This is a genomic window from bacterium, assembly GCA_040755795.1.
Taxonomy (GTDB): domain Bacteria; phylum UBA9089; class CG2-30-40-21; order CG2-30-40-21; family SBAY01; genus JBFLXS01.
This window is the reverse complement of the sequence record JBFLXS010000059.1, coordinates 1-15,250: the sequence shown is the minus strand read 5'-3', so window position 1 is coordinate 15,250 and position 15,250 is coordinate 1. Positions and strand designations below refer to the sequence as shown.

15 protein-coding genes and 2 pseudogenes are annotated in these 15,250 nt (G+C 36.4%); 8 read left to right on the top strand and 9 right to left on the bottom strand.

The annotated features are described in order from the left end of the window. Window positions 1-414: 414 nt before the first annotated feature. The gene (locus AB1414_06170; GenBank protein MEW6607026.1) at window positions 415-1,458 is read right to left on the bottom strand and encodes a tetratricopeptide repeat protein; all 1,044 of its coding nucleotides are present in this window, start codon (window positions 1,456-1,458) and stop codon (window positions 415-417) included. 186 nt (window positions 1,459-1,644) lie between these two features. Here AB1414_06170 and AB1414_06165 point away from each other — a divergent pair, with 186 nt between their 5' ends. Beyond that, the gene (locus AB1414_06165; protein ID MEW6607025.1) at window positions 1,645-1,800 is read left to right on the top strand and encodes a hypothetical protein; all 156 of its coding nucleotides are present in this window, start codon (window positions 1,645-1,647) and stop codon (window positions 1,798-1,800) included. A gap of 117 nt (window positions 1,801-1,917) precedes the next feature. Next, the gene (locus AB1414_06160; protein MEW6607024.1) at window positions 1,918-3,018 is read left to right on the top strand and encodes an LptF/LptG family permease; all 1,101 of its coding nucleotides are present in this window, start codon (window positions 1,918-1,920) and stop codon (window positions 3,016-3,018) included. A 14-nt stretch (window positions 3,019-3,032) separates the two neighbouring features. On the opposite strand, the gene AB1414_06155 is transcribed toward AB1414_06160, so the two are convergent. From AB1414_06155 to AB1414_06125, 7 genes and pseudogenes are all read right to left on the bottom strand, one after another. Next, the gene (locus AB1414_06155) at window positions 3,033-3,857 is read right to left on the bottom strand and encodes an SPOR domain-containing protein (protein MEW6607023.1); all 825 of its coding nucleotides are present in this window, start codon (window positions 3,855-3,857) and stop codon (window positions 3,033-3,035) included. A gap of 245 nt (window positions 3,858-4,102) precedes the next feature. Continuing rightward, window positions 4,103-5,269: a tetratricopeptide repeat protein gene (locus AB1414_06150; protein MEW6607022.1), complete on the bottom strand. Its 1,167-nt coding sequence runs from the start codon at window positions 5,267-5,269 to the stop codon at window positions 4,103-4,105. A gap of 27 nt (window positions 5,270-5,296) precedes the next feature. Continuing rightward, window positions 5,297-5,431 (bottom strand): annotated as a pseudogene (locus AB1414_06145) (four helix bundle protein). 125 nt (window positions 5,432-5,556) lie between these two features. Further along, window positions 5,557-6,411, bottom strand: coding sequence for a site-specific DNA-methyltransferase (locus AB1414_06140; protein MEW6607021.1), 855 nt, complete (start codon window positions 6,409-6,411; stop codon window positions 5,557-5,559). A 2-nt stretch (window positions 6,412-6,413) separates the two neighbouring features. Continuing rightward, complete coding sequence (locus AB1414_06135; protein ID MEW6607020.1) at window positions 6,414-7,028, bottom strand: hypothetical protein; 615 nt, start codon at window positions 7,026-7,028, stop codon at window positions 6,414-6,416. A gap of 45 nt (window positions 7,029-7,073) precedes the next feature. Beyond that, on the bottom strand, window positions 7,074-8,210 hold the full coding sequence (locus AB1414_06130; GenBank protein ID MEW6607019.1) for an alanine--glyoxylate aminotransferase family protein: 1,137 nt from the start codon (window positions 8,208-8,210) through the stop codon (window positions 7,074-7,076). A 271-nt stretch (window positions 8,211-8,481) separates the two neighbouring features. Next, complete coding sequence (locus tag AB1414_06125; protein MEW6607018.1) at window positions 8,482-10,104, bottom strand: ABC transporter substrate-binding protein; 1,623 nt, start codon at window positions 10,102-10,104, stop codon at window positions 8,482-8,484. 116 nt (window positions 10,105-10,220) lie between these two features. Here AB1414_06125 and AB1414_06120 point away from each other — a divergent pair, with 116 nt between their 5' ends. From AB1414_06120 to AB1414_06095, 6 genes and pseudogenes are all read left to right on the top strand, one after another. Continuing rightward, window positions 10,221-10,640 (top strand): archease, encoded by a 420-nt coding sequence (locus AB1414_06120; protein MEW6607017.1) that lies wholly within the window; start codon window positions 10,221-10,223, stop codon window positions 10,638-10,640. Between the two features lie 392 nt (window positions 10,641-11,032). Continuing rightward, window positions 11,033-12,199 carry an ATP-binding protein gene (locus AB1414_06115; protein MEW6607016.1) on the top strand — a complete coding sequence of 389 codons (1,167 nt, stop codon included), beginning with the start codon at window positions 11,033-11,035 and terminating at the stop codon, window positions 12,197-12,199. Between the two features lie 22 nt (window positions 12,200-12,221). Then, a pseudogene (locus AB1414_06110) lies at window positions 12,222-12,266 on the top strand (hypothetical protein). After that, window positions 12,253-12,417, top strand: coding sequence for a hypothetical protein (locus AB1414_06105; protein MEW6607015.1), 165 nt, complete (start codon window positions 12,253-12,255; stop codon window positions 12,415-12,417). Before AB1414_06110 ends, AB1414_06105 begins: the two are co-directional and overlap by 14 nt. After that, window positions 12,417-13,148 carry a 2-C-methyl-D-erythritol 4-phosphate cytidylyltransferase gene (gene ispD / locus AB1414_06100; protein ID MEW6607014.1) on the top strand — a complete coding sequence of 244 codons (732 nt, stop codon included), beginning with the start codon at window positions 12,417-12,419 and terminating at the stop codon, window positions 13,146-13,148. Before AB1414_06105 ends, ispD begins: the two co-directional genes overlap by 1 nt. 457 nt (window positions 13,149-13,605) lie before the next feature. Beyond that, entirely contained in the window at window positions 13,606-14,862 is a 1,257-nt protein-coding gene (locus AB1414_06095; protein ID MEW6607013.1) for a caspase family protein, read from the top strand. Window positions 14,863-14,935: 73 nt separating this feature from the next. Here AB1414_06095 and AB1414_06090 read toward each other — a convergent pair whose 3' ends face one another. Next, window positions 14,936-15,103, bottom strand: a complete 168-nt coding sequence (locus AB1414_06090) for a hypothetical protein (protein MEW6607012.1) — start codon at window positions 15,101-15,103, stop codon at window positions 14,936-14,938. Window positions 15,104-15,250 lie beyond the last annotated feature (147 nt).

The following is a 15,250-nucleotide window of genomic DNA, read 5'->3' as shown; positions in this document are numbered from 1 at the left end:
CAAAAATAAGGTGTAGAGTTATAGAGATAAGTCGTAGAGTCTTTTCTTAAGTAAAAAAATAAAAAAAAGCTTGACACTTTACATAACAGACACAGAGACGCAGAGAAAAAAATTAAAATCTATGGACAAGACGCTTAACATCCCTGATTTTCATCCTAATCATTACCCACATCTTTTATAGTAGTTATTAACGAAAATTTCTCATAGAACAGATATAGCAACAGGGTTGATGGTTTATAGTTTATAGTTGATAGTTTCATAGACTATCAACCATCAACCATCAACTATCAACAATACTAATGTGAACTTTTGGTTAATAGTTACTATATGTCTTCTCTGTTCCTCTGCGTCTCTGCGGTAAAGGATTACCTGAACGGTTACAGAGTTACAATCTGCTGGAAGTTCAAGGGGAATTTAGAATTCAGATAAAGTATTCATAATTGCCTTAGATAACTTTGCTTCAAGTGAATGTGGGGCAAGAATAATTACCTTTTTAAATTCCTCTTTTGCCTCTTTATTCTCTTCTTTTAGAGACTGCAATACCCCTAAATAGAAATGCCACTTTGAAATCTCAGACTCTTTAGCAATCTTCTCTTTACAAGCCTCAATAGCCAAATTCATATCATTCCCCATATATTTAATAGGAAATTCATCTTGAAGAAATTGATTATAAGCAGGAGAGTCTATGAAATTTATTATCTGTTTTACCATCTGGATATTTTTATAATCGAGAAACCATGTTCCAGGATATATTTCGAGTATCTTTTCAAAGGCATCTTTTGCCTTATCTTTCTTACCACTTATGGCATTCAATCCACCAAGCCACATTAACGCCTCAAAATTCTCTGGTTTATACTCCACTGCCTTCTCATAGTTTTGGATAGATTCTTTAAGATCTCCAAGTTTGCGATATGCATTTCCCATCTGAGTATATCCTTGAAAATAAGATGGAATTTGTTGAATTGCCTTCTTATAAATCTCGATTGCCTGTTTAAATTTCTTTGCCTCTTCGTAAATCTGACCAATCTCCAAATCTAACTTTACCTCATTTAGTCTCCTACATTTTTCTAATAATGCTTCTAATTTATCTTCCAAACCTTGTTTTAGATATACTCTTGCCAATTGATAATAAACATTTTCAAGGTAGTAAGGTTGTTTCTCAACCATTTCTTCAAGTAACTCAACCGCCTTCTTAAGATCTCCCTTTTTCTCATAGGCGTCTGCCAGGCTACTTATAAACCATTCACGATTAACATCAGGAATATTGGGATGAGTAGATTGATATTCCTCCAACTGTTTTATGGCATTATCTATATTACCTTTCTCCATTTCATTGTATGCCTTATACATCACACCCATTATTTTGCGTTCTGCTTTAGGCATCATCCCCATACCAAAGCACCCGGATAAACTTGCTAAAATAAGCACTCCTCCAAACCAACAAAAAATCCTCTTCATTTTTTTATTCCTCCTTTTAGATTGGATTGTGATTACTTACATTTCTCACCTTGTGGACATGAGCGTTTTATCTCAAAATCCAAAATTATAACTCCAGCCCCCCAACTTAATATATTATACCATTTTCATTTTTTTGTCAAATATTTTTTTGTGTGTCTCCCGCTGGCGGGGGTTAGGGGGTGGAATGTGAAATCTGACAAATCTAACAATTACGCATACAATAAGGAATTTCAACCATTCGCAAATAAGTTACGGAAAGAAATGACTAAAGCTGAGGCATGTTTATGGAAGTTTGTTTTAAAAGCAAGACAAATGAAGGGTTATTGGCAGTCTATAACCTAACCGCACAGGTCGAAAAATTTCTCTGTGTTCTCTGTGGTTAATCTTTGATAAAAAATGACGAAACTACAGTTACAGAAAATTATAGACTTTTGCCTATTTTTATGCTATAATTTACTTATGAAGATCATTCATCGCTACATTTTAAGAGAGCATATCTTCCCTTTTTTCTTTGGGATGTGTCTTTTTACATTCATTTTTTTCTTGAGCGAGATATTCAAATCAAGTGAATTGATAATTACAAAACAAATTCCTGGAATTTTGATTATTGAACTTTTCTTATGCTATATCCCGGCTACCTTTAATATTTCTCTCCCAATCGCTCTTCTTATGACAACAACAATTACCTGGGGAAAACTTAAAGCAGAAAATGAGATTACGGCTATGTGGGCAAGTGGCATAAGCCTCATTTCTTCAATTATCTGGATGATTATCTCCGGAATACTTTTTAGCCTCATTACATTAATTATTGCAGAGACTTTATTACCCTGGACTAATTTCACAATTGAAAAAATTCAATCAGAGTTACTTCTGCAACAGCCATCCAGCTACCTTGAGGAAAAAAGATTTATTAAAATTGGGCAAAGGGAACTTTTTATTGATAAGTTAGATAAAGAAAAACAACAGTTGAAAGGTATTTACATCTGCGAATATGGTGGTGAGTTAGGTGTGCCTAAAGAAGCTATCTTCGCTAAAATGGCGATATACTCAAAAACTAACAAAGGGGTAATCTTAAGATTGCAAGATGGAGTTATTCATCATGTTGATGATAAAGACCCTTCTAAATATCATGTATTAGCCTTTGATGTTCATACAGTTAATTTAGCCGCAAATGAGAATAAAATAAACCAAAATCTCCCCAAGAGTATTGAGGCAATGACCATCGTGGAATTAAAAGAAGAGATAAAAAGATACAAAGAATTAAACTTAAATCTCCAACCTTTACTCATTGAATTGGGTAAACATATCGCCATGCCATTTGGCTGTTTGGCATTTATCCTTATTGGAGTTCCATTAGGTCTAATGGTTAAACATAAAGAGAAATCAATTGGATTTGGCACATGTATTTTAATTGTCTTTATCTATTATCTTCTGCTAAAACTAAATGAAAATTTAGCAGAAAAAGGATTACTTATGCCTCTTTTAGCGATGTGGATACCTAACATTATTCTCGGTATGATGGGAATGATTTTCTTAATTCGGTTATTCCGGAAGGCATAGAAAGAAATTCCTATTTACCTCTTAGTAATCAAGTAGCTACTGATGACGCCTTTATTTTTTAATTTCTCCGCTTCGTTCAACGCCTCTTCACGGCTATTGTATTTCCCAAGTCTAATTCGATACCAGATGCCTTTTTCTTTGAGGTCAACCTGGATGGCATAGGCTAAATAGCCTCTATTTCTTAATTCTGTGAGTAATTCTTCAACCCGTTGTCTATTTTGTGAGGATTGCAGTTGAATTGTAAATTCCTCTTGAGAAGGAGAAGAAGGAGTTTCTTTTTCTTCAACTGGTGGTTGTGGTTTTTGTTCCTTAATTGCTTTTTGTTTAGCCTCAAGTGCCTTCTTTTCAACCTCTTGTTTTCTTTTTAGTTCTTCCTGTAATCTGCGTTTTTGTTCTTCCTCTTTTTTCCTAACTAATTCTTTTTCCTGTGCAAGTTTGGCTAATCTTTCTTTTTCTTTTTGGTCCGCAAGCAGTTTTTCTTTCTCTTCCTTTTTAGCTAACTCTTTTTCTTGTTGTTCTTGTTTCTTTTTTTCTCTTAATTGAGCTAACCTCAATTCCGATTCCTTTTTTCGTTTTCCCTCTTCAATTTTTTGGGTTTCTTGTTTTTCCAATTCTTCAATCATTCTTTTTTGTTCTCGAAGTTGGGATAGGGTATCTTCAAATTCCTCCTCTTTTTGCTCACTGACCACAGGAGTAGTTTTTTTAACTTTAGTCATTTTCTCCTGTGGCATCAATACCCAGGCTCGTCCCAAAAAGAACCCCAGCACAAACACGAGGATACTGCCTAATATTGTGCTGATAATAATAGTATGTTCTTGTGCACCTGTTTTTTTCTTCATTTTGATACCTCCTTTGTGTACTTACTAAACTTTGGCAAAAAATAAGAGATGGCAGGAAAAAACTTAAAATTTAAAACTAAAAATGCAAAACTCGTTTATAGTTTATGGTTTATAGTTTATAGTGTATAGTTTATAGTGTATAGTGTATAGTTTATAGTCATTCAACTATAAACTATCAACCATAAACTATCAACCATCAACCCTGTTGCTATATCTGTTCTATGAGAAATTTTCGTTAATAACTACTATAGATAATTATCTATCAAATATTTTTTCCGCTCTTTAGCTCTATCTATCCATTTGCTGTCTGGATAGTCCGATATGACTCGAGTGTAGGCATTTACTGCCTGCTCATAATCCCTGAGTTCTATGACATTATCATAAATATCCGCAATATAAAAAGCCGCATCTGCCGAGACCGGAGATTTTGGAGATTTTTTTATCGTATTATCATATTCGACTAATGCCTGGCGATATTCCTTTCTTGCACGATACACATTCCCGACACCAAGATGAGCTTCTGCTTCTAAATCTTCCTTTTTTTGAGGAAGCGGTGTAGTTTTGTCTAAAATAGATTTTAATGCCGTAACTTCTTTACTTACTTCTTCTATTTTAGGAACTGTAAGAATATTTAAACGCTTAATCAATCTTAGATATTCTATCTTTGCTTTTTCCTGGTCTCCTGTTTTTTCATAACATTTTGCAAGCATTAATTGAGCATCATATTGAAGGTCTTTTTTTTGTGCCATAATTTGAGAGAAAAGATTTGACGCCTTATCGTATTGAGCCTGGTCAAAATAATTATTGGCTAATTCAAAATCTATCTTTTCTTTTAAAGGAGTATTTGGATAATCGTTTAATATATTTGAGAGTTCTGTAATAGCATCCGCATATAACTTTTTTGTGCGTAATTCTTTAGCAAATTCAAAAAAAGGTAACTCGGGCACCGCCGGCGGAGGTTTTTGTGCCGGCACTTTTTTTATCTCTAACTTTACTTCCTTTTCAGGTAATTCCTCAATTTCAGCAATAGCCTCTTTTTCTTTTAGAGGCGATATTTCTTTAGCAGGAAGCGGCTGAATCTCTTTTAAAGAGGGTAAAGGTTCTTGTTTTGGTTCTTCAGGTGTGGGTGGTGTTTTCTCCTTTTTTAATTCATCTAATATCTTATCTCGAAGTTCCTGAGCCTGTTGATGTTGTGGATTTAACTTCAATACCTCCTTAGAGAAATATAATGCTTCTTCCAACATCCCGGCCTTGTGGTATGCCGTAGCCAGGTCAAAATTCTCTTGTTCTAATGCTCTGGCTATCTCTTGTGGGGTTTTAGGAGTAGGCTTATGAGGTAGTGCGACACAGCCACTGGATAACAAGATTATTAAAATAAGATTAACCCACATTAACCTTTTGTTTATTTGCATCTTTTAACTCCATTCAAAAACTGATAACTAATAATTATTGTAACTATTCAGCATACCAAGCAAGTAGGGAGTAGGAAAGTAGGAAGTAGGAAGAGGGGTAAAACCTTCTGCAATATTTGCTGGAATAGAAACAGCCGCTCTGCACATCTGTTGCACCAATTCTTTCCCTTTCCTACTTCCCTACTCTCCTACTTTCCTACAAGGTGAATAGTTACTAATTATTAACGGTTGTATGCAAAATAAAAGTTGTAAGGCACAAAGCTTATTATGTTGTATTATATGCTGAGTTATGCTGTTTTTCTGACTTCTTCTCTCTCAAATAAATTCCCTTGTTTATTAATACTATATAAATTGTCTCTTTCTATTATGCCAAAAAGGAGTGGGATACTCGTTACTTTTTTAATTCTTCTTTCAATCGTTTTACAGTAGTCAGGATTTATTTCAAAACCAATATAACTTCTGTTAATCTTTATACAAGCAACCGCTGTTGTTCCAGTACCCATAAACGGGTCAAGGACAATTCCTTCCTCTGGGCAACTTGCTTTAATAATTCTTTCTATAATCTCCAACGGTTTTTGCGTTGGATGGTTTTCTCTTTCTGGATCTTCTGCGTGAATTCTGGTTACACTCCACAGGTCTTTTGGATTATACCCAATTTCAAGCCACTTTTTACCTACGAAGATTGAACGAGTCCTTGCTTTTTTAGTTTCTGCATCATAGGGAATTCTTACGGCATCAATATTAAAATAATAATTCTTTGTTTTTACAAAAAATCCGATATTATCGTGGACAGATGAAAATTTTCTGGTGCTTCCACCCATACTTGGCACCTTTCTATCCCAAATAATCTCATTTAACATAATTAATTTTGTTTTCATATAGCTAAAAATTTCTGGACTATGTTGCCAGGTAAGAAAGATATAAAAACTACCTGTACTTTTTATTTTAGGTATCACAGCATCTATCCATCTTTTACTCCATTCTAAATAGTCTTTAGGTTTTAATTTATCTGAGTTATTTCCATAGTCCTTACCTAAACAATAAGGTGGGTCAGATATAACCAAATCTACAAAATTATTGGGAACTTTATCTATTCCTTTTAACATATCTTCATTAAAAATTTTGTTTAAAATTTCTTCCATATCTAATCTTCCTTTTGAGATTCTAATATTATGCTCTTTGAACTATCGCGAAGTAATTTTAAAAATTCCTTTCTTATCCTATGTACTGGTTCATGATGATAATATGCCTGGATTTTATCATTTCTTGGGTTAATATAAATAGTAAGAAATTGTGGAGAAAATAAACATAAATAATTTGGGTCAAATTTGATATTTATATCTTTGAATGCTATCCCAAAACAAGCATAAATTAAATTGTAAGTAGAATTACTAGCATATTGCATATAAAGTTTCTCAACCGCCGCAATATCATTTTTATTTTCTCTCATAGCAACATTATGAATCTTTACATTAACATAGTAAATTTTATCACCAACCTTAATTTCACAATCATGGAGGCAAGTATCAGGCATATCAAAATTAACCTCATCAAGCCCCAGTTGTTTTGCTCTATATTTGGTTTGTTGTGTGATAACTTGCTCAACAAGCCAACTAACAGACCTTGTATGGGGTTTTAATCCATAGGGCAAAATATCTTTATCGGTAATGTTAAAAGATGGGAGCATTGTTATTAATCTTTTATAGACACCTTTTATGAACTCTATATCTTCGGTAATTTGTTTAATCTGTTTGTCCATAATTTTCTCCGACAATAGTTATCACTCATTAAGTCTTCTAATTCGCTATACCTTCTGGAGTACCTCCTCAGCGGCTTTTACCCCCGCCCCAATCTCAAATTTATAGCCCATCTCCATCAGTATCATTTCTAAGGCAGAGATAGCCATGATGACATCAAACATCTCTGCATAACCCATGTGAGCAACTCTAAATATTTTTCCTTTGAGATGGTCCTGACCGCCGGCTACGGTTATCCCTAATTGGCTATATTTTTTAACAATAATCCCGGCGTCATCTTCTCCAGGTCCAAAAGCCGCCGTCAGTCCATTTGCCGGGTTTTTTGATAGGAGTCGTAAGCCTAATGCTGTAATTCCGGCGCGGGTAGCTTGTGCCAAAATGGCATGTCTTTGCCATACCTTTTCTATAGTTTCCTGTTTAATCATATCAAGTGCCTGTTGCAAGGCATAAATCAAAGAAACAGGAGGGGTATAAGGCGGTTCACCAGATTCCAATCCTTTTTTATACGCCGCAAAAGAGAAATAGAATTTAGGTAAGGTCGAAGTTTTACTCATTGCCATTGCCCTGGGGCTAACTGCGGCAAAAGCCAATCCTGGTGGAATCATCAAGCCCTTTTGAGAGCCAACTGCGGCGACATCGACATTCCACTCATCCATCCTGAATTCATCCACGCCCAGACCGCTAACCGCATCTACCACCAGACACGCAGTAGTTTTGGCAACTACCTCACCAATTTCTTTAATCGGCATAAGGGTTGCCGTAGAGGTCTCACACAGGGTAGTAAATACCGCCTTTATATCTGGATTCTCCTTTAATTTAGCCTCAATCTCATTAGCGCTAACCGCACAACCCCATTCTATGTCTAAAGGAATAAAATTAACACCATAAGCCTTACAGATATTTCCCCACCGTTCACCGAATTTTCCACCTCGGACAACCAGAGCAGTATCACCAGCACAGAGCAGATTTGCCACGGCTGATTCCATTGCCCCTGTTCCTGATGAAGCAAAGGTAAAAACATCATTTTGTGTTCGGAATAGATATTTTATCTCCTCATTTACCTTACCAAGCACCGCTTCAAAGTCCTTTGTCCGATGGTGAAGAATCGGTTTTGCCTCAGCTAAACTTACCTCTGGTGGAACTGAGGTAGGTCCTGGCGACATCAGATAATACTTTTTACCCATTTTTTATTTTTCCTCCTTCTTTAGTAACTGGTAACTGGTAACTGGTAATTAGTTACCCATTACTCGCTTTTAATTTCGTGTCACCGTTCACCGCAGAGACACAGAGACGCAGAGAAAAAATTAAAAACTATTTACCACATGCTTCATTCCATCACGGATTTTCATCAGAGCAAGCTTTTGAAAACCGACATATCATGATTGATTAACAAATTTGGTTTTGAGGGCCAATGTATTACTATGATTGCCTCAATAATCTTTTCTGTTGTCTGATTTATTTCAATCTCTTCTCTGTTCCTCTGCGTCTCTGCGGTAAATTACCACCTGAACGGTTACAATTTCGTGATATTGAGGTTCCTTTATCTGCATTGCAAATTGGATAGGATTTGTAGCCTTTTATCCAGGGTTGATGAAGGCTAAATTCCTTTTGATGCCAAAGAAATACCCACGGACATTCTTTATGAATTTTAGTTTCAATTTGTTGGTATAATTTTATCCTTTCATCTAAATCAATAGTTTGTTGAGCCTGTTCGATTAATTCATCAACTGCTTGATTTTTATAAAATGCACGATTTCCACCACTCCCAAAGTTTTTTGAATGAAAAAGTGGGGTCAAGAAATTCTCTGCATCTGGATAATCGGCAATCCAGGCAAGATAAAAGGCATCAGTTTTTCCTTCATTAATCATCTCTTTTAAAGTGCTCCACTCAAGTTGCACAATTTCTACCTTTATTCCTGCTTCTTTTAATTGAGCCTGTAATATTTCCGTAATCTCTAACACCTCACGACTACTTTTCTGGTATATTTTCATTGAGAAGCCATCTGGGTATCCAGTCTGAGTTAATAATTCTTTTGCTTTTTGAGGATTGTATTCATAAGGTTTAAGATTATTTGAGTAACCTTGAATTATCGGAGGTATTGGACCATGCGAAATAATTCCCCGATTTTTTAGGACGGTATTTAAAATTATCTCTTTATTAATGGCATAATTTAGAGCCTGTCGCACCTCTACTTTATCAAAAGGCGGTTTCTGACAGTTTAGCCCTAAATAATAAACATTCATTCCTGATTGACTGACGATGTATCTTTGCCATTTGGGGTCAGTGATTACCTGGTCAAATACGGTTGTTGGGATAGCTATTGCATCTAATTTTTTAGATTCAAATTCTGCCCAGGCAGTTAATTCCTCTGGTATGATGCGATATTCTAATCTTTTTACCTTTGGTTTTGTCTCAAAATAATCCGGATTTGCCACGAAGACTATTTTTTCATCATTGACCCATTTTTCCAATTTAAAAGGGCCTGTGCCAACTACATATTTTGAGAAGTCATCACCCCATTTTTCAACATCTTCTTTTGGCACAACATACGCCGTTGGCATCGCTAAAAATCCTAAAAAAGGTGCAAACGCCTCTTCAAGAATTATCTGGAGTGTCCATTTGTCCTTTATAACTAATCCTGAGCAATCAGTTGTTGTTCCTGTCAGACAATCTTTTGCTCCTAATATTTTATCAAATACCCAGGTGCGAGGGGATTTTGTTTTTGGGTTTAAAACTTGTTGAATAGAATATTTAAAGTCAGAGGACTCGACCTCACGACCATTAGTAAATTTCACCCCTTTTTTTAAATAAAATGTATATGTCTTTCCATCTTTTGAGATTTCCCAGCCTTCAGCAATATCAGGAACTATTTCCATTTCTTCATTGTATTTTACCAGTCCATTGAATAATTTAGCCGTTAACATCCCCCCTGAAACATCAACGACTAAAGCCGGATCTAATGTAGTTACATCAGCAGATAATCGGCTTTTGAAGATAGATTCATCCTCTTTTGGTTGTCCACAACCCAGTAAAATTCCACAAATAATATAAATCAGCCATAATTTTTTATTAAACATATTATATATTATACCAACTTAATCTTTTATGTCAAGTTTTTTTTGGAGAGATTCTTAAAAAAAATATTGACAAATCTCAATTAAAATAGTATCCTTTAATTGATGGAGGAAAGAGAATGAAACGATTTAACATCTTTGAACATACTGCAGATATTGGCATCATTGGCTATGGAAAAACACTTAAACAAGCCTTTGAGAATACTGCCTACGGAATGTTTAGCATCTTAGTTTTTGACTTAAATCAAGTTAATCTCACAAAAACTGTGGACATTAAGGTTTCAGGAAATGACCTTGAGGAAATTTTAGTTGCCTTTTTAAGTGAATTGGTGTATAATCATAATGTCGAGAATTTAATATTTAAGAAATTTAGTATCAAGGAAATCGGGACTACTTTTCTTAAAGCAAAGGCATCTGGAGAACTGTATGACCCAAATCGACATGAACTATTGCGGGAAATTAAAACTGTAACCTACCATCAATTAAAAATAGAAGAAAAAGAAGGATATTTTAGAACGCAGGTTATATTTGATATTTAATTACGATATTTAACTACGGTAAACAGTAATGGGTCAGTGAAATGGAGGATTCTCCTGAAAATAGCGAATTAGTGAATTAGAGATTAGCGAATTAGTATAGTATCCACAGATTCGTATCCTCTGGTTTAGAACAGGTATTCCCCCTTAATAAAGGGGGTTAGGGGGTTGTTCTTCTCCCATTTTCATTGTCCTTTGTGAGCCTTGGCTCATGTCCGTTTCTCCTGAAAGTAGGAAGTAGGAGAGTAGGAAAGTAGGAAAGGGGGAGACATTGTCCCCAGAAGAGGAATACCGTGCACATCCTTTATCCCTTTCCTACTTCCCTACTACCTACTTGCCTACTATTTTCATTCCCCCAAATAACTGACTTATTACAGTAAACAGGTGCTAAACTAATGGGATTTACTTTAAAACCAGTTATAAAAGAAAATTTTATCAATCGTGAAGATTTGCTCAATGAGATGGTGACTACTTTAAAAGATGAAAGGCTGGATATGGGTTTTGCCTTGATTGGTCCTCGTCGAGTAGGGAAAACCTCTATTCTGTTAGAAGTATCTAATCGTTTGAGGGATGAAAAGAAAATAGTAGTGATTTATTTCTCTATCTGGGATTTAGTTGAAAATACCATTAGAGAACTTTCTGACCAGATGGTTAAAACGATATTGTCTGCTTTTAAGGAGCAATTTTCAATTAAGTATAAAATAAAAAAATTCCTCACCACGCCAGTGGAAAAGATTAAAGAGGTTTTGAAAGAGGCAAAAATTTCTATTAAGATACTTGATGAGATAGAAGTTGAACTATTACAAAAAGATAAATTGCTTGATGTCAATATGTTGTTAGAGAGAATATTTACCTTAGCCGAAGAATCCTCTAAGGAATTTAATGTGCGCACCGTATTGATGATAGATGAATTCCCTTCTATCTGTGATATAACCAATGGGAAAAAGTTAGGAGAGGGAGTGATAAAAAAGATTAGAACTATTCATGAAAGATTGGAAAAAACAATACTTTGTATTTCAGGCTCAATCAGAAAAACTATGGAAATGGTTGTGCTTTCTTCCTCTTCTGCTTTTTATAGACAATTTATTGTCAAAGCGATTTCTCCTTTTGATAAAATAACCACAGGTGAGTTATTGAGTAGAAATCTAAGACAAAAGATAACCCCGCAAGCAGTAGAAGTAGCTCATAGTTTGACTAATGGAATACCATTTTATCTCCAATTGTTAGGCAGGCAATTACAAAGAAGACCAACAGATGAAATGATTGATACTGAAATAGTCAAAGTATCTTTTGAAGAAGTACTTGATGAAGAAGGGAGTATAATTTTTGAAGAAGAATTTTATAAGTTAAGTGATAAGGAACGAGCAGTATTAAGAGGTATGGTAGAACATCAAGTAGAGAAATTAAATGATATTTCCAGAAATTTGGGAGAAGGAATAAATGTAGTAAGTAAATATTTGGAATATCTGATGACAAAAGGGTTAATTTTGAAACAAACAAGAGGAATATACAAAATAGCTGACCCGGTTTTTGAAAAATGGTTGATAAAGAGATTTCGATAAAATCGACAAATTTATCGAATTTTTGCGATATTTAACCCAATTACCAATTACCAATTACCAGTTACCAGTTACCAATTACCAATTACCAGTTACCAATTACCAATTACCAATTACCAGTTACCAATTACCAATTACCAATTACCAATTACCAGTTACCAGTTACCAATTACCAGTTACCAATTACCAATTACCAATTACCAAATAAAAGGAGAAGATAATGAAGATTTGTGCTATCCTGGTTGCCGCAGGTAAAGGCGAAAGAATGAGTAGCCAGATACCTAAATCATTTATTATGATTAACAATCATCCATTGATTTACTATCCTTTAAAAATTTTATCTGAATCAATATCTATTGATTACATTATACTCGTTGTTCCACAAGATGATATTGCCTATACTCAGCGAGAGATTGTAGAAAAATATAGGTTTATAAAGGTAAATGAGGTTATCCCGGGCGGGGAACAGCGACAGGATTCGGTCTATAATGGATTAAGAAAAGTTCTTCCTGAGACAGAATTAGTTCTTATTCATGATGGAGCCAGACCATTTATTACCCAGCGGTTAATAGATGAAACTATTGCTGAGGCAAGACAGACAGGTGGAGCGATACCTGGTGTTACGCCAGTAGATACGATTAAATCAATAAATGGTGGTGAGTGGATTGAAGAAACATGGGATAGAGATAGTTTGGTGATGATTCAAACACCACAGGTTTTTAAATATGATTTAATCAGAGATGCTTACGAAAAGGCATATCAAGATAATTTTTATGCCACAGATGATGCCTTATTAATCAGACGATTGGGTGGGAAGGTAAAATGGGTAAAAGGGGATTATGAGAACATCAAAATTACCGTGCCTCAGGACATATTAGTCGCAAAGGCAATATTAAAGGATAGAAAAATAAGGGGAAACGGACATGCCTCTGCAGGGCACAAAGGGGGATGAAAATGGGTTTGATAGTTTGATGGTTTGATGGTTCAGGTGAAATCAGGCTGAAGCCTGCGCCTACCAGCCTTCCCGAGTCCCGAACCCCGAGTCCCGAGTCTCGATTTTCAGGGGAAACGGACATGAGCCAGGGCTCACAAAGGGCAATGAAAATGGGAGAAGGACAACCCCCTAACCCCCTTTATTAAGGGGGAATATCTGTTCTACACCATAGGATACGAGTCTGTGGATACTATACTAATTCACTAATCTCTAATTCACTAATTCGCTATTTTCAGGGGAAACGTTCATGAACCGTGGGTTCACAAATGAGAATGAAAATAGTAGGTAGGAGATAGAAGGTGGGAGGTAAGGAGATAGGCGTGAGGAGTGATGTTTTCTTTACTTTCTACTTTCTACTCTCTACTTTCTACTTCCTGTTTTCCGGGGAACCAACCTCAGCAAGGGAGATAAAATCATGAGTGAAGTATTTAGTGGTTCAGTAGCGACAGTAGCAATCAAATCTGCTTATGCGCTGATTGTAGGCATTGGACAATATAGCGATCCGCGTATTCGAAAGCTTGATTTCACTCATGCCGATGCTCAAGCATTTTGTGACTTATTGTTGAATCCACAGCACGTTGGATTCTTAAAGGAGAATGTCAAACTGCTATTGGACGAGCAGGCGACTTTATTCAATATCAAGAATGCGATTACTGGATGGTTCTATAAATACACCGGTTCCGAATCGACGGTAATTATTTTCTTCGCTGGACATGGCGGTGTAGAAAGTGACAAGGAAGACACTGAAAAAGATGGGATTGCCAAATATCTTCTGCCGTGGGATACGAACCCTGACGATTTATTTGCCTCAGCGCTATCAAACACCGACTTTCACCGGCTATTGAGCACGATTAAGGCTCAGCGATTGATTATTTTCCTGGATGCATGCTACGCGGGTGGCGTGGCTCAGCGAGGCTCGCGGGATTTGGGAATCGTAGAAAATCCCTGCGAGCGGTTGGCACAGGGAGAAGGTAGGTTAGTGATTTCAGCGGCTAAACCGAATCAACGTTCCGGGGAAGACCCTACCATTGGCCATGGTATTTTTACCTATCATCTACTGGAGGCGCTAAAGGGCAAAGCAGATATGGACAACGACGGCTATGTGTCAATCTGGGAGGTCTACAAATACCTCGAACGGGAGGTGTCCCAGAGCGCGCGATGTTTGGCCAAAAGTATCCAGGAACCTCTTTTCTGTGGGGACATGGCAAAAGATATCTTTCTGACCGCAGACGCCCAGCGCATAGCCAAACTTGCCTTTCAGCGTTCCGAAGCCGAACGCCGGTGCAGAGAGGAAATACAACTGAAACGACGCAAGCTGTTCGAACTTTATGATCGCGGCCAATTCCCATCAGACGCTTATCAGGAAGCTATAAGCCTCATCGACAAACCTCTCACTGAAATGACTACAAAGGATAGCAAATTAGCGAAGAATCTTGAGGCACTGTTAAAGAATGGACTTTCCGCTGAGGTCTATCTTGAAAACCGTGACTCTATTCGTTCACAGATGGAACGAATAGAGTCCGACCGTTCCCCAGTTCAACATCCACCACAAGACACTAAATCCCCAAGGCTAAAGCCACCTAAAACAGAGATGAAATATTGTATTCATTGTGGTACGCAAATCAATCTTCAGAACAAATTTTGCATTAACTGCGGTTGGTCAATTCAATGAGGTTTAGGGGGGAAACCTCGAAAGCGGAATTAACTCAGTTCCTGCATTTTCTGGGCTATCAGTGTACTATTATTCATTCCCAGATGACCTCATTAGCATCAAATACAGGCCCATCTTTACAAACGCGTTTATCAATGGTTTTCTCTCCATCTCTAACATTTATTACGCAACCCAGACATGCCCCTACTCCACAGGCTCTTGTTGATTCTAAAGAAACCTGACAGAGTAACTTACTTCCAATAGCGAATCCGGGCTATATTTACTGATACTTGATGTTCAAGTTTTTTAAAGGTATAAAGATTTAACCGCAAAGAGCGCAAAGGAAGATTTCGCAAAGGACGCAAAGGAAGGAAAATAAGGTGGTGAACAACCTATTGCTTTGTTAAGT

Coding starts and splice junctions, on each gene's coding strand:
- AB1414_06170 (MEW6607026.1), bottom strand. CDS start 1,458: ATGAAGAGGATTTTTTGTTGGTTTGGAGGAGTGCTTATTTTAGCAAGT.
- AB1414_06160 (MEW6607024.1), top strand. CDS start 1,918: ATGAAGATCATTCATCGCTACATTTTAAGAGAGCATATCTTCCCTTTT.
- AB1414_06155 (MEW6607023.1), bottom strand. CDS start 3,857: ATGAAGAAAAAAACAGGTGCACAAGAACATACTATTATTATCAGCACA.
- AB1414_06150 (MEW6607022.1), bottom strand. CDS start 5,269: ATGCAAATAAACAAAAGGTTAATGTGGGTTAATCTTATTTTAATAATC.
- AB1414_06140 (MEW6607021.1), bottom strand. CDS start 6,411: ATGGAAGAAATTTTAAACAAAATTTTTAATGAAGATATGTTAAAAGGA.
- AB1414_06135 (MEW6607020.1), bottom strand. CDS start 7,028: ATGGACAAACAGATTAAACAAATTACCGAAGATATAGAGTTCATAAAA.
- AB1414_06130 (MEW6607019.1), bottom strand. CDS start 8,210: ATGGGTAAAAAGTATTATCTGATGTCGCCAGGACCTACCTCAGTTCCA.
- AB1414_06125 (MEW6607018.1), bottom strand. CDS start 10,104: ATGTTTAATAAAAAATTATGGCTGATTTATATTATTTGTGGAATTTTA.
- AB1414_06120 (MEW6607017.1), top strand. CDS start 10,221: ATGAAACGATTTAACATCTTTGAACATACTGCAGATATTGGCATCATT.
- AB1414_06115 (MEW6607016.1), top strand. CDS start 11,033: ATGGGATTTACTTTAAAACCAGTTATAAAAGAAAATTTTATCAATCGT.
- ispD (MEW6607014.1), top strand. CDS start 12,417: ATGAAGATTTGTGCTATCCTGGTTGCCGCAGGTAAAGGCGAAAGAATG.
- AB1414_06095 (MEW6607013.1), top strand. CDS start 13,606: ATGAGTGAAGTATTTAGTGGTTCAGTAGCGACAGTAGCAATCAAATCT.